The sequence below is a fragment of the Parafrankia elaeagni genome (assembly GCF_000374165.1).
Classification (GTDB): Bacteria; Actinomycetota; Actinomycetes; order Frankiales; family Frankiaceae; genus Parafrankia; species Parafrankia elaeagni.
In genome coordinates this window covers 105,776-130,929 of the sequence record NZ_KB893783.1, presented here as the reverse complement: position 1 = coordinate 130,929, position 25,154 = coordinate 105,776, and the positions used below count along the sequence as shown (strand labels likewise).

The window sequence follows — 25,154 nt, the reverse complement described above, 5'->3', positions numbered from 1 at the left end:
TAACCTACCTCTGGCAGTCGGACCCGACCGCCGCCCCGGCACCACGGCGGGCCGGCGCCGGACATCCCTGAACAGGCCTCGAAGGAGATCACCATGAGTGCTGCAGCCAGCGATCTGACCGAGCTCACCGGTACCTGGGCCCTCGACCCCGCACACACCCGCATCGGCTTCGCCGCCCGTCACGCGATGGTCACGACGGTGCGCGGGCAGTTCACCGGCGTGCAGGGGACCCTCGAGCTCGACGGCGCGAACCCGACCGCCTCCAGCGCGAGTGTCACCCTCGACACGACGACGTTCGACAGCGGCGTGGCCGACCGGGACGCGCACGTGAAGTCCCCCGACCTGCTGGACGTCGCGCAGTTCCCGACCATCACCTTCACCAGCACCGGCGCCAAGGCCAGCGGCGACGACAGCTACGTCCTGACCGGGGATCTCACCATCCGCGGCGTGACCCGCCCGGTGGAGATCGCCATCACCTTCGAGGGCTCCTCGAAGGACCCGTTCGGCAACGTCCGCGCCGGCTTCACCGGGACGACGAGCATCAGCCGCAAGGACTTCGGCATCTCCTTCAACGCCGTGCTCGAGACCGGCGGCGTGCTCATCAGCGACAAGATCAAGATCGAGTTGGACGTCTCGGCCATCAAGGCCGCCTGACAGCGGCCACGCCCGGACCGTCGTCACCGATCGACGGTGCGTGCCGTGCTCCGAGCTGGCTCCGGAGCACGGCGCGCCGCCCTCGGCACGCGCGGCGGTGGGCCGAGCCCGGGTGACCGGCCTGCTCAGCCGAGCCGGGTGACGGCGACGGTGACCCCGAGCGAGGTCGACGCGCCTCCCGAGTACACGCCCAGCATGGGTGGCACGTCGCCGTAGTCGCGGCCGCGGGCGACGACGACGTGCGGCTCCCCGGTCTGGATCCCGTTGGTGGGGTCGAAACCCAGCCAGGTGCCGAGCCAGCCCTCCACCCAGGCATGGCTCTGCCCGCTGACCGTCTCGCCGACCTCGGCGTCCGCCGACGGGTGCAGGTAGCCGGAGACGTACCGGGCGGGCATGCCGGCGGCCCGCATCAGCACGAGCGCCAGATGGGCGAAGTCCTGGCAGACCCCGACGCCCTGTTCCCAGGCCTCGACGGCCGATGTCCGCACCTCGGTCGTCCCGGGCCGGTAGCTCAGCTTCTCGCGCACCCAGTCGCCGACCGCCGGGAGGAAGTCGGCCGGGCTGTTCGCCGCCGCGAGTTCCAGCGCCGCCGCGCGCAGCTCCGGGTGCTCCGGGGTGGAGACGGTGGGCCTGACGAACTCGACGAAACGGTCCGCGAGGCTGTCGTCGGTGAGCTGTTCCCAGCTCGGGACGTCCGCCGGCCGTGGCGGGGCAGCCGCTGTCTGCACGACCGAGCGCCCGGTGACGATCAGCTCGGTGTGCGGGGTGTGCAGGTCGAACGCGGTGACCTGGGTCCCCCAGTAGTCCCAGTACCGGTAGGTCGACGCGGCCGGTTCGGTGCGGACCGTGGCCTCCAGCGTGAGCTGTGACTCCCCGGTCTGCGGAATGATGCGCGCCTCGTTGTAGGAGGAGACCACCGGGCTGGCGTACCGGTAGCCCGTCGAGTGCTCGATGCGGATCTGCCAGCTCATGGTGCGCCTGCCTCCTCGTCGTTTCCGGTGCCGGTCGTCACGGCGCCGGTCGTCACGGCGCCGGTCGTCACGGCGCCGGCGGTGGCGGTCAGGCGGGCACCTCGCTCGCCCAGGTGTGCGGGCTCTCCCGGGCGAAGTAGCGGGCGGTGACGGCCGCACTGACCGCCGAGCAGGTCCGCTGCAGTGCCGCGAGCAGGTCGGGCATCTGGGCGGCCAGCTCGTCGATGCCGCGGAACTCCAGCTCCGTCCGCGCCCGGCCGACGGTGCGGCGGGCCGCGTCGTCCACGGTCGAGCGGGCCAGGCCCCGGCCGGAGTCGAGCTCGGCGAGAATCTGCTCGGCGAGTGCGAGCGACCAGTAGACCGATCGAGGGAACAGGCGGTCCAGCAGCAGGAACTCGGAGACCCGGGCGGCGTCCACCGCCCGCCGGTAGGTCCGCAGGTACGCCTCGTGCGCACCGCAGGAGCGCAGCAGGCTGACCCAGCTCTGGGAGTTCGGGTCGTCGCTGATGCTGGACGACAGCAGCCGCGCGGTCATGTCGACCCGTTCGAGGCTGCGCCCGAGAACCAGGAACCGCCAGCCGTCGTCGCGCGCCAGGGTGGCGTCGACCAGCCCGGCGAGCATCGCCGTACGTTCCCGCACGTAGCGGAAGTAGACGTGCGGGCCCATCCGGCGGGCGAGCTCCTCGGTGTGCGGGAGCTCGTTCCAGGTGGCGTTCAGGCACTCCCAGACGTCGCTGGAGACCACGACACGGGCACCGCGCGCGTTCTCGCGGGCGGCGGAGAGCGACCCTCGGATACTGGACGAGTTCGTCGCCTCGTAGGCGAGCACCTCGGTGACGTACCGGGCGTTCGCGGGCTCGGAGCGATCGACGACCCCCATCACCGCGAGCAGCTCGGCGCCGGCGGACGTCTCGTCCAGGGCGGGGTCCTCAAGCACCCGGTGCACATGGACGTCGAGGATCCGCGCGGTGCTCTCGGCCCGCTCGGCGTAGCGGCCGATCCAGAACAGCGACTCGGCGATGCGGCTCAGCACCGGCCCGCCTCCCGTCCGGACTGCTGCTGCTGCTGCTGCTGCTGCTGCTGGGATTGTTGCTGCTGCTCGGACTGCTGTTGCTGCTGCTCGTCCGAGGAGTGCGGGCCGAGATCGGGGCCGGGAGCGACCGACGGCGCGGGGCCGGAGCGGCGGCCGAACGGTGTCGCGCCCTCCCGCTCCTGCAGGTCGGGGGCGAGGACCCAGGTGTCCTTGGAACCGCCGCCCTGGCTGGAGTTCACGACCAGGCTGCCACGCGGCAGGGCGACCCGGGTGAGCCCGCCCGGCAGCACCCAGATCCGGTTGCCGTCGTTGACCGCGAAGGGCCGCAGGTCGACGTGGCGGGGGCCGAGCCGGTCGCCGGCCAGTGTCGGGGAGGTGGAGAGGCGGACCACCGGCTGGGCGATCCAGCCGCGCGGGTCGGCGAGGACACGGGCACGCAGCTCGTCCAGCTCGGCCGCGGTCGCCTGCGGGCCGATGACGATTCCCTTGCCGCCCGATCCGTCCACCGGTTTGACGACCAGGCTGTCCAGGTTGGCCAGGACGTGCGCGCGCTGCTCGGGGTCCTCCAGCCGGTAGGTGTCGATGTTGCGCAGCACCGGCTCCTCCCCGAGGTAGTACCGGATGAGGTCGGGGACGTAGGTGTACATCAGCTTGTCGTCGGCCACGCCGTTGCCCACGGCGTTCGCGATCGTCACGTTGCCGGCCCGGGCGACGTTGAGCAGCCCGGCGCAGCCGACCACCGACTCCGGCCGGAAGTGCAGCGGGTCAAGCCACTCGTCGTCGATACGCCGGTAGATCACGTGCACCGGGTGCTCACCCTCGGTGGTACGCATGGTGACCCGGTTGTTGCGGACCGACAGGTCGCGGCCCTCCACCAGCTCCACGCCCATCTGGCGGGCGAGCAGCGCGTGCTCGAAGTAGGCGGAGTTGTAGACGCCGGGGGTCAGGACGACGACCGTGGGGTCGGCCACCTCGGGCGGCGCCGCCGAGCGCAGCGCGTGCAGCAGGTGGGTCGCGTAGTCGCCGACCGGCCGTACCCGGTGGGTCGCGAACAGCTCGGGGAAGACCCGGGTCATCGCCCGCCGGTTCTCGACGACATAGCTGACCCCGGACGGGACGCGGACGTTGTCCTCCAGCACCCGGAAGTCGCCGTTCTCGTCCCGCACCAGGTCGATGCCGCTGACATGGGCCCGGACCCCGTTCGGCGGGTCGATGCCGTGCGCGGCGCGGTGGAAGTGGGAGCACGAGAGCACCAGCCGACGCGGCACGATGCCGTCGGCGAGGACGTCGGCACGCCCGTAGACGTCCGCCAGGAACGCCTCCAGCGCCCGCACCCGCTGCACGACGCCGCGCTCGATGACGTTCCACTCGTCGCCGTCGAGCAGTCGCGGCACCAGGTCGAGCGGGAACGGACGCTCCTCGCCGAACAGGTTGAAGGTGATCCCGGCGTCCCGGAAGGCACGGTCCAGGGCCACCTTGCGCGCGGCGAGATCGGCGCTGCTCAACGGCTGGAGCGCGTCATGGAGGGCGGAGTACACATCCCGGGGGCGGTGGGCCGGGTCGAAGACCTCGTCCCACGCGGCCGCCGCAGCGACCTCCGCCGCATACCCCTCGAACAGGTCGGCCACGCGCTGGAGCGTAGGGGCTCGGTGTTACTTCCGCATGACGTCACTGTGGGAGGCGGGGACCTCACCAGCAGCCCCGCGCCCAAACGCCGCGGAACGACGGCGGCCGACACCGGCGACACCGGCGACAGCGGGCGACACCGGGGGACGCCGACTCGCCGCCCTCACCCATGGACCGCGCACGCGTAGGCGAGTATGTAGGGGCGACCGATGCGACGACGCACCGTATGACGCACCGAAAGGCGAACGATGACGACTCTGCTGGTGACCGGAGCCGCCGGATTCATCGGATCCAACTTCGTCCGGTACTGGCTGGGCACGCACCCCGGCGACCGGCTGGTCGCGCTCGACGCGCTGACCTACGCGGGCTGCCGCGAGAACCTCGCCGACGTCCAGACCGGCATCACGTTCGTCCACGGCGACATCCGCGACCGCGAGCTCATCGAGGGCCTGCTGCGCGAGCACCGCGTCGACATCGTGGTCAACTTCGCCGCGGAGTCTCACAACAGCCTGGCGATCATCCGCCCGGGCGACTTCTTCTCCACCAACGTCATGGGCACCCAGAACCTGCTGGAGGCGGCCCGCACCGTCGGTGTCGCCCGGTTCCACCAGATCTCCACCTGCGAGGTCTACGGGGACATGGCCCTCGACGACCCGGGCGCCTTCACCGAGGACTCGCCCTACCTGCCGCGGACGCCCTACAACGCCGCCAAGGCCGGTTCGGACCACGCCGTGCGCTCCTACGGGTACACCTACGGCCTGCCGATCACGATCACCAACTGCTCGAACAACTACGGGCCGTTCCAGTTCCCGGAGAAGGTCATCCCGCTCTTCGTGACCCGGGCGCTGCAGGGCGAGTCGCTGCCGCTGTACGCGTCGACGAAGAACCGGCGGGAATGGCTGCACGTCGTCGACCACTGCCGGGCCATCGAGGCCGTCCTGGAGCGGGGCACGGTCGGCGAGACCTACCACGTGGGCAGCGGCATCGAGGCCGACATCGAGACCATCGCGGACCTGATCCTCGGCGAGCTGGGCCTGCCCGCGTCGCTCAAGACGATCGTGCCCGACCGGCCCTCGCACGACCGCCGCTACCTGCTCGACTCCGGCAAGCTGCGGACGGCGCTGGGCTGGGAGCCGCGGATCAGCTTCGCGGACGGCATGAAGGCGACCATCGCCTGGTACCGCGACAACGAGGCCTGGTGGCGGCCGCTGCTCGGGCGCTCGCCGGTCTCGGAGACCGCCTGGCAGGGCTAGGGAAACCCGCCCCGGGGCCCTTGGCTGGCTCGCCCCCGCCTGGCCTCGCACGGCCTCGCACGGCCAGGCGGGGGCGGTGCCGGAGGGCCGCCGGGCCGGGTCAGGCGCGCCCGTCCACCAGCTGGCCGTAGAGGCGTGCGGTGCGCTCGGCCACGGCCGGCCAGCCGAACGCGGCGACGGCGCGCTCCCGGCCGGCCCGCCCCATCCGGGCGGCCCGCGCCGGGTCGGCCAGAAGCTCGTTGACGGCCGCCGCCAGCGCCGCCGGATCGTCCGGCGGGACGAGCAGGCCGGTCTCGCCGTGTGCCACCACCTCCGGGATCCCGCCGACCCGGGAGGCGACCACGGCGGTGCCGCAGGCCATCGCCTCCAGGTTCACGATGCCCAGCGGCTCGTACACCGACGGGCACACGAACACCGTCGCGTGTGTCAGCAGCTGGATGACCTCCGGCTTGGCCAGCATCCCGGACAGCCAGACCACCCCGTCACGGCTGCCGCGCAGGCTGTTCACCCCGGCGGTGACCTCGGCGTGCAGCTCCTCGGTGTCCGGCGCCCCCGCGCACAGCACGAGCTGGGCGGACGGGTCGAGGTCGGCGGCCGCCCGCAGCAGCACCGGCAGCCCCTTCTGCCGGGTGATCCGCCCGACGAAGACCACGGACGGCCGGTCCGGGTCCACGCCGTGGCGTTCGAGGACGTCCGTCCGCGGGTCCGGGGCGTACTCGTCGGTGTCGATGCCGTTGCGGATCACGTGGACGCGCCCGGGGTCGACCTGCGGGTAGGCGTCCAGGATGTCGGCGCGCATCCCGTCGCTGACCGCCACCACCGCCGCCGCCGAGCTGATCGCGACCTGCTCGGCCCAGGACGACAGGCGGTAGCCTCCGCCGAGCTGTTCGGCCTTCCAGGGTCGCCGCGGCTCCAGCGAGTGCGCGGTCATCACGTGCGGGATGCCCTCGACGAGGGCGGTCAGGTGCCCCGCGAGGTTGGTGTACCAGGTGTGGGAGTGCACCACGTCGGCGCCGCCGGAGGTATTGACCGCCGCCGCCATCGACAGGTCCATCGAGGCGATCCGCAGCGCGTCGTTGGCGCCGTCGAGCGCGGGCCAGGGCCGGTGCCCGACCACCGCGGGCGGCACGGGCACCGCGGCGGCGGCGGGCGGGCGTGGCCCGCCCTCGCAGTGGACGGTGAGCTCGACCAGCCGGGCCAGCTCGCGGGCGAGGTACTCGACGTGCACGCCGGCGCCGCCGTAGACGTCCGGTGGAAACTCCCGTGTGAGCAGCGCGACGCGCATCCGTCTCTCGATCCTCCGCCTGGTTGCGGTCGCCGGCCGGGCGCCGGCGCCGGTCAGTCCGCGATGGTGACGCCCTTGCCGACGACGGTGACGCCGGCCGCACTGACCTGGTAGCCGCGTGCCCGGTCATGGTCCTTGTCGACCCCGACCATCGCGCCCGGGGGTACGACGACGTTCTTGTCCAGGATGGCGTTCCGGACGACGGCGCGACGTCCGATGACGGCGTTGTCCATGAGGACCGCGCTGTCGACCGACGCCCACGAGTTGACCCGCACCCCCGGGGAGAGCACGGACCGCCGCACCGTTCCGCCGGAGACGATCACGCCGTTGCTGACGATGCTGTCGGTGGCGACGCCCACCCGGCCGGGGCTGTCATGGACGAACTTCGCCGGCGGCACCGGCGGGACGTTGGTGTAGATCGGCCAGTCGCGGTTGTACAGGTTGAAGACGGGATCGAGCGCGCACAGGTCCATGTGCGCGTCGTAGTAGGAGTCGAGCGTGCCGACGTCCCGCCAGTAGCCGCGGTCGCGGTCGAGCGCCCCGGGCACGTCGTTGCCGGCGAAGTCGTACACCGCCGCCATGCTCTGCTCGACCAGCATCGGCACGATGCTCCCGCCCATGTCGTGCACGCTGTCCCGGTCGGCGGCGTCGGCCCGCAGGGCGTCGATGAGGACGTCGGTCGTGAAGACGTAGTTGCCCATCGAGGCGAAGATCTCGTCCGGGGTACCGGGCAGCCCTGGTGGATCCGCCGGCTTCTCGAGGAACTCGGCGATGGAGATCCCGTCAGGCGCGGGGCGGATCACCCCGAAGGCGGAGCCCTCCGAGCGGGGGACCCGCAGGCCCGCGACGGTCACTCCGGCACCGGACTCCAGGTGCTGCGCGACCATCTGGCGGGGGTCCATGCGGTAGACGTGGTCGGCGCCGAAGACGACGACGATGTCCGGGGCCTCGTCATGGACGAGGTTCAGCGACTGGTGGATGGCGTCGGCGCTGCCGGAGAACCACTGCGGGCCGAGGCGCTGCTGCGCCGGCACCGGCGTCACGTAGTTGCCCAGCAGGTTGCTCATCCGCCAGGTGGTGGTGATGTGGCGGTCCAGACTGTGGCTCTTGTACTGGGTCAGTACCGCGATACGCAGGTATCCGGCGTTGACCAGGTTCGACAGTACGAAGTCGACCAGGCGGTAGATACCGCCGAAAGGAACGGCCGGCTTCGCTCGGTCCGCGGTCAGTGGCGCCAGGCGACTGCCGGCACCCCCTGCCAAGACCAGGCCCAGCACCCGCGGGCTGCGCATTCTTCGGCCGGCTCCCCGTCTTCCGCCCGGATCCGGGGTGGATCCGCCCCGGCTGCGACCGGTCGCCAGCGGTTCCGGCACGTGATCGGACATGTGCCGCGTCATGCTGGATTCCGGTCATCACGGAGCCTACAAGGCGGCCGGGAGGCGGCTCGCTTCGCGTCAAAACTGCTGGCCCGGGACGCCGATCCGGCCGCTCCCACGGGCGGGGAACGGCCGGATCACACCGGTGGCCACAGGACCGGCCCGGTCACGAGGAGTCATGACCCGGACGGGTGGAGCTGGGTGTCAGACGTTGAAGCCGAGGGCGCGCAGCTGCTCCCGGCCGTCATCGGTGATCTTGTCCGGACCCCACGGCGGCATCCAGACCCAGTTGATCGTCACGTCGTTGACCAGGTTGTCCGGGCCGTCGACGAGCGCCGAGCGGGTCTGGTCCTCGATGACGTCCGTCAGCGGGCAGGCCGCCGACGTCAGCGTCATGTCGAGGGTGACCGTGTTGTCGTCGGCGATGTTGATGCCGTAGACGAGGCCGAGGTCGACGACGTTGATCCCGAGCTCGGGGTCGACCACGTCCCGCATGGCCTCCTCGACGTCGTCGAAGGACGCCTTCTCCACGACGAGGGCCCGCTCGGTGACGACGGCCGGCGCCGCCGCGGGCTGAGCCGCCGCGGCCTCGGCCGACTCGGCGAGGGCCGACTCCTCGGTGACGGAGGTGGTGGTGGTCTCGGTCATGGTCATGTCTCCTGCTCCGGGACGGAGGTCCGGGTGGCGGCACTGGTGGCCTGCGCGGTGGCGTCCTTCCAGGCCATCCACGACAGCAGGGCGCACTTCACCCGGGCCGGGTACTTGGAGACACCCGAGAACGCGACCGCGTCCTCCAGAACCTCCTCGTCACCCTCCTGGGTGCCGCGCGACTGCATCAGCGCCAGGAACTCGCGTTCGAGTTCCAGCGCCGCCGCCACCGACTTCCCGATCACCAGGTCGGCCATCACGCTCGCCGACGCCTGGCTGATCGAGCAGCCCTCGCTCTCGTAGGACACGTCCGCCACGACACCGTCGGCGACGCGGACCCGCAGGGTCACCTCGTCGCCGCAGGTCGGGTTGACGTGGTGCACCTCGGCGTCGAACGGGTCGCGTAGGCCGCGGTGGTGCGGGTTGCGGTAGTGATCCAGGATGATCTCCTGGTACATGGAGTCGAGCTTCACCTCAGGAAGAACCTCCTGACCTGCCCGAGCCCTTCCACCAGCGCGTCGACCTCGGCGGTCGTCGTGTAGAGGTGGAACGACGCCCGGGTCGTCGCCGGGACGCCGTAGCGGAGGCAGACCGGGCGGGCACAGTGGTGCCCGACCCGTACCGCGATGCCCTGCTCGTCCAGGATCTGGCCGATGTCGTGCGGGTGCAGCGGCCGGTCCTCGGAGTCGCGCAGGGAGAAGGAGATCGCCCCGCCGCGGTCCTGCGGTGTCGGCGGGCCGATGATCCGCAGGCCCGGCACGGCCGCCAGCGCGTCGAGCGCGTAGGCGGTGACCTCGTGCTCGTGCGCGGCGACGGCCTCCATGCCCAGGCCGGTCAGGTAGTCGACGGCGGCGCCGAGCGCCACCGCCTGCGAGATCATCGGCGTGCCGGCCTCGAACCGGTGCGGCGGGGCCGCGTAGGTGGAGGCCTCCATCGTGACGACCTCGATCATCTCGCCGCCGCCGAGGAACGGCGGCATGACCTCGAGCAGCTCACGCCGGCCCCACAGCACACCGATGCCGGTGGGCCCGCACATCTTGTGCCCGGTGAAGGCGAGGAAGTCCACGCCGAGCTCGACGACGTCGATCGGCATGTGCGGCACCGACTGCGAGCCGTCGAGCACGGTGAGCGCGCCGACCGCGCGGGCCCGGGCGACGATCGTCGCGACCGGGTTCACCGTGCCCAGGATGTTGGACTGGTGGACGAACGAGACGACCTTCGCCCGCTCGGTGATGACCTCGTCGAGGTGGGCCAGGTCGAGCCGGCCGTCCTCGGTGAGGCCGATCCAGCGCAGGGTCGCGCCGGTGCGGGCACACAGCATCTGCCAGGGCACCAGGTTGGAGTGGTGCTCCATCTCGGTGATGACGACCTCGTCGCCGGGGCCGAGCCGGAAGCGCTCCGCCTCCGCACCGCCGGAGACCGCGTTGCTCATCGCGTAGGCGACCAGGTTCAGCGCCTCGGAGGAGTTCTTGGTGAACACGATCTCGCGCCGGTCGGGTGCGCCGACGAACGCCGCGATCCGGTCCCGCGCGTCCTCGTAGAGGGCCGTGGCCTCCTCGGCGAGCACGTGGATGCCGCGGTGCACGTTGGCGTTGTGCCGCTCGTAGTAGGTCCGCTCGGCGTCGAGGACGGCCAGCGGCTTCTGCGACGTCGCGGCGCTGTCGAGGTAGACCAGCGGCAGGCCGTCGTGCACGGTGCGGGAGAGGATCGGGAAGTCGCGGCGGACCCGCTCGACGTCGAACCCGGGCGTGGTCGCCGTGTCGGCTCCCGGCTGGCGGGTCTCGATGACCGTCATGAGATCGCCGCCGGCTCCGTGGTCTTCACGTACCGGTCGTAGCCGGACTCCTCCAGCGTCGCCGCGAGCTCGGGGCCACCCGCGTCCACGATCCGCCCGCCCGCCATGACGTGCACGAACTCGGGCTTCACGTAGCGCAGGATGCGGGTGTAGTGGGTGATGAGCAGAATGCCCGTCTCCCCCTTGGCCCGTACCGCCTCGATGCCGGCCGAGACGATGCGCAGGGCGTCGACGTCCAGGCCGGAGTCGGTCTCGTCGAGGATGGCGATCTTCGGCGCGAGCAGCTTCATCTGCAGGATCTCGTGGCGCTTCTTCTCACCGCCGGAGAAGCCCTCGTTGACGCTGCGCTCGGCGAACGCCGGGTCCATCTCCAGCCCGGCCATCGACTCCTTGACCTCCTTGACCCAGGTGCGCAGCTTCGGGGCCTCGCCCCGGACCGCCGTCACCGAGGAGCGCAGGAAGTTCGACACCGAGACGCCGGGCACCTCGACCGGGTACTGCATCGCCAGGAAGATCCCGGCCCGCGCCCGCGCGTCGACGGGCATCGCCAGGACGTCCTCGCCGTCGAGGGTCACGGTGCCCTCGGTGACGGTGTACTTGGGGTGGCCGGCGATCGAGTAGGAGAGCGTGGACTTGCCGGAGCCGTTCGGCCCCATGATCGCGTGGGTCTCGCCCTTGCGGACGGTGAGGTCGACACCGCGCAGGATCTCGCGCGGGCCGTCCGTGTCGGTCTCGACCGACACGTGCAGGTTGCGGATCTCGAGAACAGACACCGCTGTCGTCACCCTCGCTTCGGGTTCGTGTGAAGGTCGACGAGCACGTCGTCGCCGTCGATGGTCACTGGGTAGGTGGGCACCGGGTCGATGGCCGGCAGGCTCGTCGGCTCGCCCGTGGTCAGGTCGAACTGGGAGCCGTGCAGCCAGCACTCGATGAGGCCGTTCTCGACCTCGCCCTCGGAGAGCATCACGTCGGCGTGGGTGCACTCGTCCCGCACCGCGTAGTACCGGCCGCCCGACCGGACGAGGCACACCGGCTCGCCGTCGATCTCGACGCCGAGCGCGGCCTCGTCGGCCAGGTCGGAGACGGCGCAGGCGCGCCGCCAGGAAGACCCCGCCGTGGTCCCGGCGGCGCCTGTGCTGCTCGGCGTGGTCATACGCCCACCGCCGCCAGCTCCTCCTCGACCCGCGCCATGATCCGCTCACGCAGTTCGGGGATGTCGATCCGGTCGACGATCTCGGCGAAGAACCCGCGGACGACCAGCCGGCGTGCCTCGTCGGCCGGAATGCCGCGCGACATCAGGTAGAACAACGACTCGTCGTCGAACCGTCCGGTCGCGCTGGCGTGACCGGCACCGACGACCTCGCCGGTGAGGATCTCCAGGTTGGGCACCGAGTCGGCGCGGGCGCCGTCGGTGAGCACCAGGTTGCGGTTCAGCTCGTAGGTGTCCGTACCGACAGCGTCGGCACCGATCACGACGTCGCCGATCCACACCGCGTGTGCCCCGGCGCCCTGCAGGGCGCCCTTGTAGACGACCCGGCTGCGGCAGTTCCGCGCCTGGTGGTCGACCAGCAGGCGGTGCTCCTGGTGCTGGCCCGTGTCGGTGAAGAACAGGCCGTAGAGCTCGGCGTCGCCGCCGGGCCCGCGGTACTCCACCGTCGGGTTGAGCCGGACGAGGTCGCCGCCGAGGGTCACGGTGAACGACCGCAGGCGGGCGTCCCGGCCCACCGAGAAGGCGTGCGAGCCCAGGTGGACGGCGTCGTCGGCCCAGTCCTGGAGGGTGACGAAGGTCAGCGCGGCGCCGTGGCCGATGAACACCTCGACGGTGCCGGCGAAGGCGGCGCTGCCGGTGTGGTCGAGCACCACCGTCGCGGAGGCGAACGGGCCGAGCTCGACGAGCACGTGCTCGTAGGCGACCCCGCCGTCGCCGCGCAGGCGCACGACGACCGGCTCGGTCAGCGCCGCCTCGCCCGGGACGGTGACGGAGACGCCGCCGTCCGCCCGGGCCATCGCGAACGCCGACGGGCGGTCGGCCGGGGTCAGGACCCGCCCGATCCGGGAGTCGGTGGCGGCGAGCCGCTCGACCTCCACGCCGTCCGGCGCGGCGACCGAGACATCGATCTTGGTGTCGCTCGGCGGCCCGTTCAGCAGGCCGCGCAGGCGGCGCAGCGGGGTGAACCGCCACGCCTCCTCCCGGCCACCGGGTACTACGTGGTCCTCGGGGTCACGGGACCGGACGGGACGCGGTGCCGCGCCGGCCTGCGCCGGGGGGCGTCCCGTGGCATCGATGACGGCCATCAGCCGACTGCGCCTTCCATCTGGAGCTCGATGAGCCGGTTGAGTTCGAGGGCGTACTCCATGGGCAGCTCGCGCGCGATCGGCTCGATGAAGCCGCGCACGACCATGGCCATCGCCTCGTCCTCGGACAGGCCGCGGCTCATCAGGTAGAAGAGCTGGTCCTCGCCGACCTTGGAGACGCTGGCCTCGTGCCCGATGGAGGCGTCGTCCTCGCGGACGTCGACATAGGGGTAGGTGTCGGAGCGGCTGATCGTGTCGACCAGCAGCGCGTCACACTTCACCGACGACCGGGAGGCGTGCGAGCCCTCGTTGATCTGGACCAGGCCACGGTACGAGGTACGGCCGCCGCCGCGGGCCACGGACTTCGACACGATCTTCGACGACGTCCGCGGCGCGGCGTGCACCATCTTGGCGCCGGCGTCCTGGTGCTGCCCCTCACCTGCGAAGGCGACGGAGAGCACCTCGCCGTGGGCACGCTCGCCGAGCATCCACACCGCCGGGTACTTCATCGTCACCTTGGAGCCGATGTTGCCGTCGATCCACTCCATGGTGGCGCCCTCGTGGCAGGCGGCCCGCTTCGTGACCAGGTTGTAGACGTTGTTCGACCAGTTCTGGATGGTCGTGTAGCGGCAGCGCGCGTTCTTCTTCACGATGATCTCGACCACCGCGGAGTGCAGTGAGTCGGACGAGTAGACCGGCGCCGTGCAGCCCTCGACGTAGTGGACGTACGCGCCCTCGTCGACGATGATCAGGGTCCGCTCGAACTGGCCCATGTTCTCCGTGTTGATCCGGAAGTAGGCCTGCAGCGGGATCTCGACCTGCACGCCCGGCGGGACGTAGATGAACGAGCCACCGGACCACACCGAGGTGTTCAGCGCGGCGAACTTGTTGTCGCCGACCGGGATCACCGAGCCGAAGTACTCCTGGAAGAGCTCCGGGTGCTCACGCAGGCCCGAGTCGGTGTCGAGGAAGATGACACCCTGCTCCTCGAGATCCTCACGGATCTTGTGGTAGACGACCTCGGACTCGTACTGGGCCGCGACGCCGGAGATCAGCCGCTGCTTCTCCGCCTCGGGGATGCCGAGCCGGTCGTAGGTGGCGCGGATGTCCTCGGGCAGCTCGTTCCACTCGGCGGCCTGCTTCTCCGTCGACCGGACGAAGTACTTGATGTTGTCGAAGTGGATCCCGGTCAGGTCCGCGCCCCAGGTCGGCATGGGCTTGCGCTCGAAGAGCTTCAGCCCCTTGAGCCGCAGGTCGATCATCCAGGACGGCTCGTTCTTCTTCGCCGAGATGCTGCGAACAACTGCTTCGGAGAGGCCGCGCTCCACGTCGACGGCGTAGGCGTCCGCATCTGCCCAGCCGAACCGGTAGGAGCCAAGGCCCTCAAGGGCGGTCTCGGCAGAGGTGGTCATAGGGAACCTTCCGAAAATGAGGATGGTTGTGATGTCCGCCCGGACCCGGACGAGGCCGTGTCGGGCGGTGCACCCGGCGATGGCGTGGGCTCGGCTGCCGCGGCACTCCCGACGGGCGGGAGTACCGTGATCGCCTCCACGGGGATCACCGGGATATGGGTGGTGCAGACGCCGTCGCCGTGCGCGATCGTCGCCAACCGCTGCACATGGGTGTCGAGAAGCCGCGAGAGCATCGCCGTCTCGGCCTCACACAGCGCCGGGAACCGCTCGGCCACGTGCTGCACCGGGCAGTGATGCTGGCAGATCTGGGTGCCGGTCGGCAGCTCGGAGACGCTGGCGGTGTACCCGGCCTGGGTCATGGCCGCGGCGATCGCCTCCGGCCGCTCCGCCGGCGGAACCGCGACCACCTCGTCGCGGATCTGGCGTTCGAGATCGACCCCGCGGGCCCGGGCGAACTCGGCGACCGCCTCCGGGCCGCAGGCGTCCGCGAGGAACCGCAGCGCGCCGGCCGCCAGGTCGGAGTAGGCCGTCGGCCCGGCCTGGTGCCCGGCCTCGGTGAGCGTGTAGCGCCGGGCCGGACGGCCCCGCCCGCGAGGGCCACGCACCCCGGTCGAGGTGGTCGTGATCGTGCCGTCCGAGGTCATCGCGTCGAGATGGCGGCGGACGGCGGCGGGCGACAGCCCGAGCTCGTGGGAGAGATCGGCTGCCGTGGAGGGGCCGCGCTCGAGCAGGAGGCGGACGACGCGGTCCCGGGTGCGGCCGTCGGCCACGCCCGATGGAACCTCCTGCCCGCTTTTCACAACACCAGTGTGCCCTATTTCCGTGACGCGGTCGAACCGAGGAGCCGCAGATCACCCGACCGTCCGGAGATCTCTTTCACAGCGTCGGATCCGCGACACGGCACCGTGATCCACCCGTGCGCGCGACCCGCGGTTTCGGTGCCGCAGCCTGCCTCGGAGCCGGCTGTGACCCACCCGCCACGCAGCACACCCCGCCCGGGATGGGACACTTTCGGGCGGCATGCGACGTACGGGAAGGTGCTGCGAGATGCGAACGGTTCGCACGATCGGCCCCGGCGGCGCGGTCATGGCCGCCACCAGCCTGGCAGGCACGGGACACCCCGGCACCCCGGCAGCCCGGCCGCGGACACTCCGCCGGCCGGCCTCCCCCTGGCGCGGCGCCGTCGCCACGGTCGCCCTGGCCGTCGTGGCTGCGGGCCTCACCGCCTGCGGCGGCGGCACGGAGACCAACGGCCTGGAGAAGGCCTCCCCCGCCGAGGTCGGGACGCGTTCGGTGGAGGCGCTGCGCGGCGCCGGCAGCGTGCGCGTCCTCGGCACCGTCCAGGACCCGTCCAGCGACGGCACGACCACCTACGACCTGGTGATGGCCGGCCCGTCGGCCCGCGGCACCGTGACCTCCGGGCAGATCGTCGCCGAGCTGGTGAAGGTGGACGACGACACCTTCACCAGGGGCAGTCGCGAGTACTACGAGTCGATCGGCGAGGGTGACGCCGCGGAGCTGCTGGCCGACCAGTGGGTGCGGCTGTCCACGGAGGCGGCGGCCCAGTACCGCTTCTTCAGCATCGAGGGGTTCGTCCAGGCACTCGGCGAGTACGTGGCGGCGCTCGACGGCGAGGTGACCACCGAGGAGGTCGGCGGGCGCCGTGCCGTGGTCGCGGGCAGCCCGGGAGGGACCCGCCTCTGGGCGGCGAACACCGGCGAGCCCGTCCCGCTGCGGATGGAGATGCTGGAGGGCGAGGAGGGCTGGATGGACTTCTCCGACTACGACGCCGCGGTCTCGATCACCGCCCCGACGAGCTCCGTGGACCTCTCCTCCCTGTCCTGACCGGCAGGCCCCACTACCGTGGTCGGACCATCCGGGACGGCCCGGGTCCGGCGCGGCCCGGCGCGGCGACCAGGCTGCACGCAGGGCGACTATGGCCGGACGGCCCGTGGGCGGGAGGGACTCGGACATGCTTGTCGCGGCGGTGGACCAGGGCACCAGCGGCACCACGGTCTGCCTGCTCGACGCCGAGGCCACGGTCGTCGGCCGCGGCTACCGCGCGGTCGGGACGTCCTTCCCCCGGCCCGGATGGGTCGAGCAGGACCCGGAGGACCTGCTGACCAGCGTCGTCGGCGCCGTCGCCGACGCCCTCGCCGACGCCGGCCGCCGCCCCGCCGACCTGGCGGCGCTGGGCATCACCAACCAGCGCGAGACCACGGTGCTGTGGGAGCGCCGCACCGGGCGCCCGCTGTACCCGGCCATCGTCTGGCAGGACCGGCGCACCGCCGCCGTGTGCGAGCGCCTCGCCGCGGCCGGCCATGCCGCCCTCGTGCAGGAGCGCACCGGTCTGGTCCTCGACCCCTACTTCGCCGGCACGAAGGCGGCCTGGGTGCTCGAGCACGTGCCGGGTGCGCGGCAGGCGGCCGAGGCCGGCCGGGTCGCCTTCGGCACCGTCGACTCCTGGCTGGTGTGGCGGCTGACCGGCGGCCGGGTCCACCTGACCGACGTCACCAACGCCTCCCGCACGATGCTCTTCGATCTGGCGGGCGGCACCTGGTCGGAGGAGATGCTGGAGCTGCTGGGCCTGCCCGCGGAACCGTTGCCGGAGATCGTGCCGAGCTCCCGGGTCTACGCCCACACCGATCCCGAGGCCTTCCTCGGTGTCGAGGTGCCGATCGCCGCGGTCGTCGGCGACCAGCAGGCCGCGCTGTTCGCCCAGGCCTGCTTCGCACCCGGGCAGGCCAAGAACACCTACGGCACCGGCTCGTTCGTCCTGGTCAACACGGGCACGGCGCCGCCGGCACCGCAGACGTCGCTGCTGCGGACGGTCGCGTTCGGGCTCGACGGCGAGCCGCTCACCTACGCACTGGAGGGCGCGATCCTGTCCACCGGCTCCGCCGTCCAGTGGTTGCGGGACGGGCTCGGCGTCATCTCCGACAGCGCGCAGACCGCGGAGCTGGCCGGGTCGCTCGCGAGCAACGACGGCGTCTACTTCGTCCCCGCGCTCGCCGGGCTCGGCGCACCGCACTGGGACCCCCGCGCCCGCGGAATGATCATCGGGCTGACCCGCGCGACCAGCCCCGCGCATCTGGCCCGGGCGGTGCTGGAGGCCATCGCGTACCGGACCCGGGACGTCGTCGAGGAGATGGCGGCCGGCGCCGGCGTGACCGTCACCGAGCTGCGCGCGGACGGCGGCGCGGCCCGCAACCCGTGGCTGATGCAGTTCCAGGCCGACATCCTCGGAGTCGAGGTGGACGTCCCGGAGAACACCGAGACGACCGCGCTCGGCTCCGGCTACCTCGCCGGGCTCGCCACCGGCCTGTACTCGGGCCGCGCGGAGCTGGACGCCCTCCGCCGCACCGCGCGCCGGTACCGGCCGTCGCTGGGCGCGGACCAGCGCGAGGACCTGTACGGCCGGTGGCTGCGCGCCGTCGAGCGGTCCCGCGACTGGGACCGCGACTGAGCGGTCCGTCACTCCGGCCGGCCTGGCCGGCTGGCCGGGATCCGTCCCGGCAGCACACGAGACCCCACATCAGAACAACGATCCAAGCCCACTGAAAGACAACACCAGCTGGCCGCCGATTGGGAAAAGTGGCTGTCCCGCGCCATGATTCCTGTCAACCTGTACCCCGGGGGCGGTTGGCGTCTCCCGCCGCGCACATCACCCCGGACGGAGACCGTGACCGACGCGGACTACGCCCTGGAACTGGGCCGCCGCCTCCGAGCTGCCCGCAACCGACGCGGGCTGTCCCTCCTCGACGTCCAGGAACGCACCGAGGGGCGGTGGACCGCCGGCACGCTCGGCGCCTACGAGCGAGGCAGCCGGACCCTGCGGGTGCACCGCCTGGTCGAGCTCGCCGAACTGTACGACGTCCCGGCGACACTGCTCGTCCCGCCGCCGATCGAGCGCCGTGAGACCGACGACCTCCCGCCGCTGGTCATCGACCTGCGGCGGCTGCGGAAGCTGCCGCCGACGCGGACCGGCCCGCTGCGCCGGTGGATCGCCATCGTGCAGGTGCTGCGCTCGGACAGCTCACGGGACGTGCTGCGGCTCCGGCGTTCCGACCTGCAGTCGCTGTCGCGGCTGTACAGCACCACTCCCGCGGTCCTCTACGAGCGGCTCGTGGCCTGGGGCACGCTGGTCGACCCCGGTGAGGCGGCGTCCGCCGGCGGACGCCGCCGGCCGCCGGCGCTCCGGCCCCCCCAGCCCCCCTCCCGCCCGCAGTCCTCCTCCCGCCGGTAGTCCCCCTCCCGCCGGTAGTCCACCCGCGCGCGGTCAGCGTGATCGGCCCGGCCGGGCACCGCTGCGCAGTCCGTAGGATCAGCGGCGTGACCGAGGTCCTGGCAGTCGAGGTGACCGATCTGGTCAAGACCTACCGGCGCGCGCCGGCCGGGGGGCAGACCCGGCCGCGCTACCTGCGCGCGGGAGCGCCGGAGCCGCCAGCCGGCCCGCCGGCGCAGCGGCGCCGCGGTCGCCAGCGCACCCGGACCCACGCTTCGAGCCCGCCCGATCGGGCAGGTCAGGCCGATCGGGCCGGCCCGCCCGGCGGCACCGAGGCCAAGCCGGACGAGGCCCCGACGGTCACCACCCACGTGCGTGCGGTGGACGGGCTTTCGCTGCAGGTCGCCGCGGGGTCCGTGACGGCGGTGCTCGGTCCGAACGGCGCCGGCAAGACCACCACCATCGAGATCTGCGAGGGCTTCCGGGCCGCCGACAGCGGCGAGGTCCGCGTGCTCGGGCTGCACCCGCTGCGCGACGCGGCGGCACTGCGCCCACGGGTCGGCGTGATGCTGCAGGCCGGCGGCATGTACCCCGGTGCCCGCGCCGGCGAGATGCTCCGGCTCATCGGTTCGCACCACGCCCACCCGCTGGACGCCGGTGTCCTGCTGGAACGGCTGGGGCTGGCCGACGTCGCCGGCGTCCCCTTCCGGCGGCTGTCGGGCGGGCAGCAGCAGCGGCTCTCCCTCGCGATGGCCGTCATCGGACGCCCCGAGCTGGTCTTCCTCGACGAGCCCACCGCCGGGCTGGACGTCCAGGGGCGGCGTGACACCTGGGAGCTCATCGAGGAACTGCGACTGTCCGGCGTCACCGTGGTGCTCACCACGCACGCGATGGACGAGGCCGAGCGGCTCGCCGACCAGGTGGCCATCGTGAACCGGGGCCGGGTCGTCGCCGCCGGGACACCGGCCGAGCTGACCCGCGGCGGCGCCGAGGGCCAGCTCCGCTTCCGCGCCCCGGCCGGCCTCGACGTCAGCCGCCTGCTGCTCGCACTGCCCGACGGCACCACCGGGTGGGAGGACCCGCCCGGGCACTATCTCGTGCAGGGCACCGTCGACCCACAGCTGCTCGCCGCGGTCACCGCGTGGTGCGCGGGCAACGGCGTGCTCGCCGAGGACCTCCGCGTCGAGCAGCGCACCCTCGAGGACGTGTTCCTGGACCTGACCGGGACGGAGCTGGAGTGATGAGCCCCCTCGCCGAGACCCGCCCGGCGGAAAGCCGCCCGGCCGGCGCCGTCCTGGACCTGCGCCCCGCCCCCGGGGCCGCCTCCCGGCGGCGCATGCTGGCCGCGCAGACCCGCCTCGAGCTCACCCTGACCCTGCGGCGTGGCGAGTCCGTGCTGCTGACCCTGATCATCCCGATCGGGCTGCTGGTCTTCTTCGCCGCGGTGGACGTCCTGCCGACATCGGCCACCGCACAGCGCTCGGTGGACTTCCTCGTCCCCGGCGTGCTGGCACTGGCCATCATGTCGACGGCGTTCACCGGCCAGGCGATCGCCACCGCGTTCGAGCGCTCGTACGGCGTCCTCAAGCGGCTCGGCGCCTCCCCCCTGCCCCGGTCGATCCTGCTCGCGGGCAAGTCGCTGGCCGTCCTCGCGGTCGAGATCGTCCAGCTCGTGCTGCTCGTCGCGGTCGGGTTCGCGCTCGGCTGGGAACCGCACGGATCGGTCGCCTCGGTCGGCTGGGTGGTCCTGCTCGTCCTGCTCGGCACCGCCGCGTTCTCCGGCCTGGGGCTGCTGATGGCCGGCACCCTGCGGGCCGAGGCCACGCTCGCCGCCGCGAACGGGGTCTACCTGCTGCTGCTCCTGATCGGCGGGGTCGTCTTCCCGCTCGAGGAGCTGCCCGGGTGGATGCGGGTGGTCGCCGAGGCGCTGCCCACTGCGGCGCTGTCCGACGGCCTGCGCGCCGTGCTCGCCGAGGGCGCCGCGCCGGGCGCCGGCAACCTGATCGTGCTGGCCGTCTGGTCCGTCGGCGCGCTCGGCCTGGCGTCCCGGCTGTTCCGGTGGGAGTGACCCACCCGACGCGCGGGCCGCACCCGGCGGCCGGGGCTCCGGCAGGTGGCACCCCGGTAGTGGCGGTGCACACCCGAACCGGTCGGTGCGGGCGGATTACGATGGGCCGCGATGCCATCTTCTACCACTCGTCGGAGCAAGGTCCGCGCTGACGGCGACGCCACCATGGCCGGCTCGGGCCGGCTTCCCGTGATCGGGCTGCGCGCGTTCCGGCGGCTCTCGCTTGCCAGCGTCATCCTGCTCGCGGCGATCGTCGTCACCGGCGGGGCCGTCCGGCTGACCGGTTCCGGTCTCGGCTGCCCCACCTGGCCGCAGTGCGGTGACGGGTCCTTCACCCCGCACGCGGCCTACTCGCTCAACGGAGCGATCGAGTTCGGGAACCGGCTGATCAGCATCGTGGTCGGCCTGGTGGTGCTGGCCCTGCCGATCGCGGCACGCCTGCTCCGGGAGAAGCGCCGGGACCTGCTCCTGCTCTCCCTGGGGCTGTGGCTCGGCTTCCTCGGCCAGGCCGTGCTCGGTGGGATCACCGTGCTGGTGAAGCTGCACCCGGCGACGGTGGCCGCGCACTTCCTGCTGTCGATGGTCCTGCTGTTCAACGCCGTCGCCCTGCACCGGCGAGCCCGGCAGGCGGCCGGGCCGACCCCGCTGGCGGTCCGCGCGGAGCTCGCCTGGCTCGCCCGGGTGCTCGTGGTGGTCGCCGCCGGCGTCCTCGCTCTGGGCACCGTGGTGACCGGCACCGGCCCGCACAGCGGAGACAGCGAGGAGACGAAGCGCTTCGGCTTCGACATCGTCAACGTCGCCCAGCTGCACGCCGACGGCGCGATGGTGCTCACCGGGCTGACCCTCGCGATGGTCTTCGCGGTCCGCCTCACCCCCGCCCCGGCCGAGGCCCGCCGCAGCGCGAACGCCCTCCTGCTCACGGTCGTGGCGCAGGCGGCGATCGGGTTCACCCAGTACTTCAGCGGCGTCCCGGCGCTGCTGGTCGGTCTGCACATGGCCGGCGCGACCATCATGTGGATCGTCACGATCCAGCTCTGGCTGGCCATGGGCGAACGTGCCCCCGCCACCGAGGCCGCCTGGGCCGGGTCGCCGTCGCGCGTCCAGGCACCCGCCACTCCGGTCACCGCCTGACCGGACCGGACCGGTCAGCGGTCAGCGGCCAGCGGTCAGCGGTCAGCGGTCGTGACGGTAGCCAGGTGGCTGCGCGTACGCCGCCAATCTGACGCTGCCGCCAGGTCTTCGCCACCGGCCGAGGTGTTGCGTTCTCGCGACTAAAGACCTCTCGGTGTCCCTTCCCCCACGTCCTTGACGAGGGATGTCGCGCCCATGCCGCAAGCCTCTCCAGCACGAGACACGGAGAGGTCTTCAGGCGCTGTAACAGCGGCACCCCTCGCTGACGGAAGCCAGAGAAGCGCTGGTCAGCGGCCTGAAGGCCCCTCGGTCCCACGGCCCGCCCAACCGCCACCGCCCTGCTCGCACCACCGGCGTCCCACCGAGGAAGCACAGGCCCCGGGCACCGCCCCGGGGGTCGGACTCGACGTTCCCCAACCTGTCGAACGAGCAGCCGGCACCGCTTTCAGACAACAGTGTCACCTCAGCAGCAGCAGCGGCGGCGGCGGGACAGCAACGCCGCGGCGGCAGGCCAGCGGCCGAGTGCCGTGACGAAAATGTTCGGCTCGGAGCGATCCGTCGACGGATCTGCCGCGAACTCCGTGCGTGGCAGGGACTGAACGGCGCGTCAGCCGAGTGTGGAACGACGGCGCCGCCTACGACATGGTCGTGCCGGAGCCCGTCGCCGGGCTGGCGGGCGTGCCGGTGATGACCGCGGTCGCGGAGCTCATGCGGACGCTGGACGCTCTTGCCGCCCGGCCGGGGACTGGTGCGCAGGTGCGGGCGCTGCTCGCCGTGTGGTGTCTCTGTCGTCGCGTCAGTTGACCAGGATGTCAGCCACCGGGTCAGCGGGCTCCAGGCCGGTCGGCGACGGGCAGCTGCGGCGCTTCACCCGGGCCTGCGCGGCTGGAGTTGCGGCCGGGCAGCTGGGCCCGGCGGAGCTGCGCCGTGCTCACCGCGCCGTCGTGCCGGGCGGGGGGACCGTACGAAGCGGCATGGTGTGGGTCGACGGAGTTCCGCGACCTGGTGATGGGGCCGTCCGTCATGGCGGTCACCGGCTGGATAGACGACGGGAAGGCCGTCGAAGTCGGCTGGCAGACGCTCCAGGGCGGCTTCGATCGGCGCCGTGTCGCTACCTCGCTCGACGAACAACTGCAGGCGTGGGCCGAAGTCATGGTCGGTGGAGATCTCGTCGTCGAGCCCGAGGACCTCGGAGCCCTTGCCAAGCAGCGCGGCCGCGTGGGGCACGCCCCAGACCAGCTGCCGGATGCTCTGTTCGTAGAACCGTCGGGAGAGCTCGCGACCGGACACGCCCGCTGCGGTGCTGTCAGGCGATGTTGAGCTGGATATTGCCGATGCGGGCGACGATGTCGAGCTGGCCACCGAGACCGGTGATGTAGGAGCGCAGGACGTCAAGGCCCGTCGCGGCCCCGTTCTCGATCTGGCTGATCCTCGCCTGACTCAGACCGGTGGCTTCGGCGAGCTGCGCCTGGGTCACCCCGAGCTGCCCGCGGATTTCAGCCAGCTGCGCACCGCTGACAGAAGCAAGCATCCGCCCTCGCAGTTCAGCGCGATGGGCCGTGCGTGCCGCGCTGTCCCACTCGGGATCGGCCGCCCGCGCGCGCGCCTTGACATCACGCCAGTTCGACGGACTGGTCATGAGTCCTCCCGTTCCGCATGCGTCGAGGGTGGAGGTCCCTCCCCCGACGCATGCGCTGGGACCGGTCAGGCCGTCAGAGCAGGGATGCGGCGGCCAGTGCTGCGAACAGCAGCGTCAGGTACGTGATCGACATGTGGAACAGGCGCATCGGCTTCACGTCCTCGCCCCGGCGGGCGCGGCCGGCCATCCGGTGCGCCTCGGCGATGAACCAGACGCCGAGGATCACCGCCGGCACCGTGTAGACCAGGCCGATGTCGGCGACCGGGCCGACGGCCAGCGAGACCGCGACCATCAGGTAGGAGTAGGCCACGATGCGGCGGGTGACGACCTCGACGGTCGCCACCACGGGCAGCATGGGCACTCCGGCCGCGGCGTAGTCGTCCTTGAAGCGGATGGCCAGCGCCCAGAAGTGCGGCGGCGTCCAGAAGAAGACGACCGCGAAGAGCAGCACCGCGGGCCAGCCGACGGTCCCGGTGACGGCGGACCAGCCGATGAGCACGGGGAAGCAGCCGGCGGCACCGCCGATGACGATGTTCGACGGCGACCGCCGCTTGAGGCCCAGCGTGTAGACGAAGACGTAGAAGGCGATCGCGCCGACGGACAGCGCGGCCGAGATCCAGTTGACCAGGAGCCCGAACATCAGGGTCGAGACGATGCCCAGCACGATGCCGAAACGCAGCGCCTGGGCCGGTGTGACGACCTCCTGGACGAGCGGCCGGCGGCGGGTACGACCCATGAGCTGGTCGATGTCACGGTCGACGTAGCAGTTGATGGTGTTGGCGCTGCCGGCGGACAGGGTGCCCGCGACCAGTGTCACCACGATCAGCCACCAGGACGGCATGCCGCGTTCGGCGAGGAGCATGACCGGGACGGTGGAGACCAGGAGCAGCTCCACGACCCGCAGTTTCATCAGGGCTATGTACGAGCGGGCCCGGCCGGCCACTCGTGCCCATCGGCCACGGGAACCGGCCAGGACAACGTCGGTGGGCTCCGCCGGTACGGCCGGTGCCGCGCCGGCTGGCAGCCCGGCGATGGCAGGCAGCCCGGCGGCGGTGGGCAGCCCGGCGATGGCAGGCAGCCCGGCCACGGCGGGAGCCGGGACGGCGGCGGAGGCCACAGCGGCGCCTGACGGCTGGACCGCGCCCGGCGCGGGGACGCGCGGGGCGGATCCCGCCGTGGCCGGACGGCCACCGCTCGACGTCACCGGGCGACGGCGAAAGCCCTGCCGGTGGCGAACAACGGCCTCGGGAGACAGAACGACCTCGCGATCGGCGCGGTCATCCAGCGAACCGCGCGGGACGGCGCCCGAGAAAGGGCGTGGGTGGTGTTCTACGACGTGTCGGAGTCTAGCTGCCGGGAGGGGGCGAGTGCGCGTGGGCTGCGTCCCGACGTGGTCCTGTCGGAGCCGCTCTCCCCGCATGTGGGTGACGCCCGCCGGGGGCCCCGGGCTGGCTGTGCGTCCAGCGTGTGGAGTCGGCCACGGGTCGCGGGCCGGCCGGGTGACGTGCCACCCGGCCCGGGCAGGCCGGACGTCCAGTGTTCTTCGGCACGTTTCCCGTGGGACACCTGGACACAGACTCTGGGGTGAGGATCACGCGGCAGGGTAGGGCCGAGGACAGGGACATCTGGCACGGTCGCCGTAAGCAGTAAGGAAGGCGGCGCGAAGGCAGTGGCGCGACCGGCCGGGCGCCCCATGTCGGTGGCGCGCGGACACCCCGGGGCGACCCGGGCGGTGCGTGGACG

At 72.2% G+C, this 25,154-nt stretch carries 25 protein-coding genes; 10 read left to right on the top strand and 15 right to left on the bottom strand.

Translation table 11 applies throughout. The features are described from left to right. Positions 1–93: 93 nt before the first annotated feature. Positions 94–654, top strand: a complete 561-nt coding sequence (locus B207_RS0129990; RefSeq protein WP_018640392.1) for a YceI family protein — start codon at positions 94–96, stop codon at positions 652–654. A gap of 125 nt (positions 655–779) precedes the next feature. Here the strand turns inward: B207_RS0129990 and B207_RS0129985 are convergent, their stop codons facing one another. The 3 genes from B207_RS0129985 to B207_RS36340 form a co-directional block, all read right to left on the bottom strand. After that, positions 780–1,625 (bottom strand): transglutaminase family protein, encoded by an 846-nt coding sequence (locus B207_RS0129985; protein ID WP_018640391.1) that lies wholly within the window; start codon positions 1,623–1,625, stop codon positions 780–782. A gap of 88 nt (positions 1,626–1,713) precedes the next feature. Further along, positions 1,714–2,658 (bottom strand): alpha-E domain-containing protein, encoded by a 945-nt coding sequence (locus B207_RS0129980; protein WP_018640390.1) that lies wholly within the window; start codon positions 2,656–2,658, stop codon positions 1,714–1,716. Next, positions 2,652–4,286 (bottom strand): circularly permuted type 2 ATP-grasp protein, encoded by a 1,635-nt coding sequence (locus tag B207_RS36340; RefSeq protein ID WP_018640389.1) that lies wholly within the window; start codon positions 4,284–4,286, stop codon positions 2,652–2,654. Before B207_RS36340 ends, B207_RS0129980 begins: the two co-directional genes overlap by 7 nt. 246 nt (positions 4,287–4,532) lie before the next feature. Between B207_RS36340 and rfbB the strand changes: the two genes are divergently transcribed. Continuing rightward, complete coding sequence (gene rfbB / locus B207_RS0129970; protein ID WP_018640388.1) at positions 4,533–5,537, top strand: dTDP-glucose 4,6-dehydratase; 1,005 nt, start codon at positions 4,533–4,535, stop codon at positions 5,535–5,537. A gap of 100 nt (positions 5,538–5,637) precedes the next feature. Here rfbB and glgA read toward each other — a convergent pair whose 3' ends face one another. The 10 genes from glgA to B207_RS0129920 form a co-directional block, all read right to left on the bottom strand. Next, positions 5,638–6,822: a glycogen synthase gene (glgA, locus tag B207_RS0129965; RefSeq protein ID WP_018640387.1), complete on the bottom strand. Its 1,185-nt coding sequence runs from the start codon at positions 6,820–6,822 to the stop codon at positions 5,638–5,640. Between the two features lie 53 nt (positions 6,823–6,875). Then, positions 6,876–8,114 carry a glucose-1-phosphate adenylyltransferase gene (gene glgC, locus B207_RS0129960; protein ID WP_018640386.1) on the bottom strand — a complete coding sequence of 413 codons (1,239 nt, stop codon included), beginning with the start codon at positions 8,112–8,114 and terminating at the stop codon, positions 6,876–6,878. 288 nt (positions 8,115–8,402) lie between these two features. Next, positions 8,403–8,846 carry a metal-sulfur cluster assembly factor gene (locus B207_RS0129955; RefSeq protein ID WP_026311586.1) on the bottom strand — a complete coding sequence of 148 codons (444 nt, stop codon included), beginning with the start codon at positions 8,844–8,846 and terminating at the stop codon, positions 8,403–8,405. 2 nt (positions 8,847–8,848) lie between these two features. Then, positions 8,849–9,319, bottom strand: a complete 471-nt coding sequence (sufU, locus tag B207_RS0129950) for a Fe-S cluster assembly sulfur transfer protein SufU (RefSeq protein WP_018640384.1) — start codon at positions 9,317–9,319, stop codon at positions 8,849–8,851. Next, the gene (locus B207_RS0129945; protein WP_018640383.1) at positions 9,316–10,641 is read right to left on the bottom strand and encodes a cysteine desulfurase; all 1,326 of its coding nucleotides are present in this window, start codon (positions 10,639–10,641) and stop codon (positions 9,316–9,318) included. Before B207_RS0129945 ends, sufU begins: the two co-directional genes overlap by 4 nt. Further along, positions 10,638–11,414, bottom strand: coding sequence for a Fe-S cluster assembly ATPase SufC (gene sufC / locus B207_RS0129940; RefSeq protein ID WP_195905377.1), 777 nt, complete (start codon positions 11,412–11,414; stop codon positions 10,638–10,640). Before sufC ends, B207_RS0129945 begins: the two co-directional genes overlap by 4 nt. A gap of 8 nt (positions 11,415–11,422) precedes the next feature. Beyond that, entirely contained in the window at positions 11,423–11,794 is a 372-nt protein-coding gene (locus B207_RS0129935; protein WP_018640381.1) for a non-heme iron oxygenase ferredoxin subunit, read from the bottom strand. Continuing rightward, positions 11,791–12,936: a Fe-S cluster assembly protein SufD gene (gene sufD, locus B207_RS0129930; protein WP_018640380.1), complete on the bottom strand. Its 1,146-nt coding sequence runs from the start codon at positions 12,934–12,936 to the stop codon at positions 11,791–11,793. Before sufD ends, B207_RS0129935 begins: the two co-directional genes overlap by 4 nt. After that, entirely contained in the window at positions 12,936–14,348 is a 1,413-nt protein-coding gene (sufB, locus tag B207_RS0129925) for a Fe-S cluster assembly protein SufB (protein ID WP_018640379.1), read from the bottom strand. The genes sufD and sufB overlap by 1 nt, the downstream gene beginning before the upstream one ends. Beyond that, positions 14,345–15,118: a helix-turn-helix transcriptional regulator gene (locus tag B207_RS0129920; protein ID WP_018640378.1), complete on the bottom strand. Its 774-nt coding sequence runs from the start codon at positions 15,116–15,118 to the stop codon at positions 14,345–14,347. Before B207_RS0129920 ends, sufB begins: the two co-directional genes overlap by 4 nt. A 277-nt stretch (positions 15,119–15,395) precedes the next feature. On the opposite strand from B207_RS0129920, the gene B207_RS0129915 reads away from it, so the two are divergent. From B207_RS0129915 to B207_RS40365, 8 genes are all read left to right on the top strand, one after another. Then, the gene (locus B207_RS0129915) at positions 15,396–16,193 is read left to right on the top strand and encodes a hypothetical protein (protein WP_018640377.1); all 798 of its coding nucleotides are present in this window, start codon (positions 15,396–15,398) and stop codon (positions 16,191–16,193) included. 127 nt (positions 16,194–16,320) lie between these two features. After that, positions 16,321–17,814, top strand: coding sequence for a glycerol kinase GlpK (gene glpK / locus B207_RS0129910; RefSeq protein ID WP_018640376.1), 1,494 nt, complete (start codon positions 16,321–16,323; stop codon positions 17,812–17,814). A 216-nt stretch (positions 17,815–18,030) separates the two neighbouring features. Then, positions 18,031–18,594 (top strand): transcriptional regulator, encoded by a 564-nt coding sequence (locus tag B207_RS0129905; RefSeq protein WP_018640375.1) that lies wholly within the window; start codon positions 18,031–18,033, stop codon positions 18,592–18,594. A gap of 86 nt (positions 18,595–18,680) precedes the next feature. Then, positions 18,681–19,814, top strand: a complete 1,134-nt coding sequence (locus tag B207_RS0129900; RefSeq protein WP_018640374.1) for an ABC transporter ATP-binding protein — start codon at positions 18,681–18,683, stop codon at positions 19,812–19,814. Next, positions 19,814–20,641, top strand: coding sequence for an ABC transporter permease (locus B207_RS0129895; protein WP_084692387.1), 828 nt, complete (start codon positions 19,814–19,816; stop codon positions 20,639–20,641). Before B207_RS0129900 ends, B207_RS0129895 begins: the two co-directional genes overlap by 1 nt. A 165-nt stretch (positions 20,642–20,806) precedes the next feature. Beyond that, on the top strand, positions 20,807–21,772 hold the full coding sequence (locus B207_RS0129890) for a COX15/CtaA family protein (RefSeq protein WP_018640372.1): 966 nt from the start codon (positions 20,807–20,809) through the stop codon (positions 21,770–21,772). Between the two features lie 585 nt (positions 21,773–22,357). Then, the gene (locus B207_RS0129885) at positions 22,358–22,576 is read left to right on the top strand and encodes a hypothetical protein (protein WP_154675716.1); all 219 of its coding nucleotides are present in this window, start codon (positions 22,358–22,360) and stop codon (positions 22,574–22,576) included. A 123-nt stretch (positions 22,577–22,699) separates the two neighbouring features. Continuing rightward, positions 22,700–23,092 carry a hypothetical protein gene (locus tag B207_RS40365; protein ID WP_154675715.1) on the top strand — a complete coding sequence of 131 codons (393 nt, stop codon included), beginning with the start codon at positions 22,700–22,702 and terminating at the stop codon, positions 23,090–23,092. On the opposite strand, the gene B207_RS0129875 is transcribed toward B207_RS40365, so the two are convergent. Then, the gene (locus B207_RS0129875; protein WP_018640369.1) at positions 23,079–23,411 is read right to left on the bottom strand and encodes a helix-turn-helix domain-containing protein; all 333 of its coding nucleotides are present in this window, start codon (positions 23,409–23,411) and stop codon (positions 23,079–23,081) included. The two genes, B207_RS40365 and B207_RS0129875, sit on opposite strands and share 14 nt — an antisense overlap. Before the next feature lie 73 nt (positions 23,412–23,484). Further along, positions 23,485–24,384, bottom strand: coding sequence for a heme o synthase (locus tag B207_RS0129870; RefSeq protein ID WP_407671485.1), 900 nt, complete (start codon positions 24,382–24,384; stop codon positions 23,485–23,487). Between the last annotated feature and the right edge of the window lie 770 nt (positions 24,385–25,154).

Coding starts and splice junctions, on each gene's coding strand:
- B207_RS0129990 (WP_018640392.1), top strand. CDS start 94: ATGAGTGCTGCAGCCAGCGATCTGACCGAGCTCACCGGTACCTGGGCC.
- B207_RS0129985 (WP_018640391.1), bottom strand. CDS start 1,625: ATGAGCTGGCAGATCCGCATCGAGCACTCGACGGGCTACCGGTACGCC.
- rfbB (WP_018640388.1), top strand. CDS start 4,533: ATGACGACTCTGCTGGTGACCGGAGCCGCCGGATTCATCGGATCCAAC.
- glgA (WP_018640387.1), bottom strand. CDS start 6,822: ATGCGCGTCGCGCTGCTCACACGGGAGTTTCCACCGGACGTCTACGGC.
- glgC (WP_018640386.1), bottom strand. CDS start 8,114: ATGCGCAGCCCGCGGGTGCTGGGCCTGGTCTTGGCAGGGGGTGCCGGC.
- B207_RS0129955 (WP_026311586.1), bottom strand. CDS start 8,846: ATGACCGAGACCACCACCACCTCCGTCACCGAGGAGTCGGCCCTCGCC.
- B207_RS0129945 (WP_018640383.1), bottom strand. CDS start 10,641: ATGACGGTCATCGAGACCCGCCAGCCGGGAGCCGACACGGCGACCACG.
- B207_RS0129935 (WP_018640381.1), bottom strand. CDS start 11,794: ATGACCACGCCGAGCAGCACAGGCGCCGCCGGGACCACGGCGGGGTCT.
- sufD (WP_018640380.1), bottom strand. CDS start 12,936: ATGGCCGTCATCGATGCCACGGGACGCCCCCCGGCGCAGGCCGGCGCG.
- sufB (WP_018640379.1), bottom strand. CDS start 14,348: ATGACCACCTCTGCCGAGACCGCCCTTGAGGGCCTTGGCTCCTACCGG.
- B207_RS0129915 (WP_018640377.1), top strand. CDS start 15,396: ATGCGAACGGTTCGCACGATCGGCCCCGGCGGCGCGGTCATGGCCGCC.
- glpK (WP_018640376.1), top strand. CDS start 16,321: ATGCTTGTCGCGGCGGTGGACCAGGGCACCAGCGGCACCACGGTCTGC.
- B207_RS0129895 (WP_084692387.1), top strand. CDS start 19,814: ATGAGCCCCCTCGCCGAGACCCGCCCGGCGGAAAGCCGCCCGGCCGGC.
- B207_RS0129890 (WP_018640372.1), top strand. CDS start 20,807: ATGGCCGGCTCGGGCCGGCTTCCCGTGATCGGGCTGCGCGCGTTCCGG.
- B207_RS0129875 (WP_018640369.1), bottom strand. CDS start 23,411: ATGACCAGTCCGTCGAACTGGCGTGATGTCAAGGCGCGCGCGCGGGCG.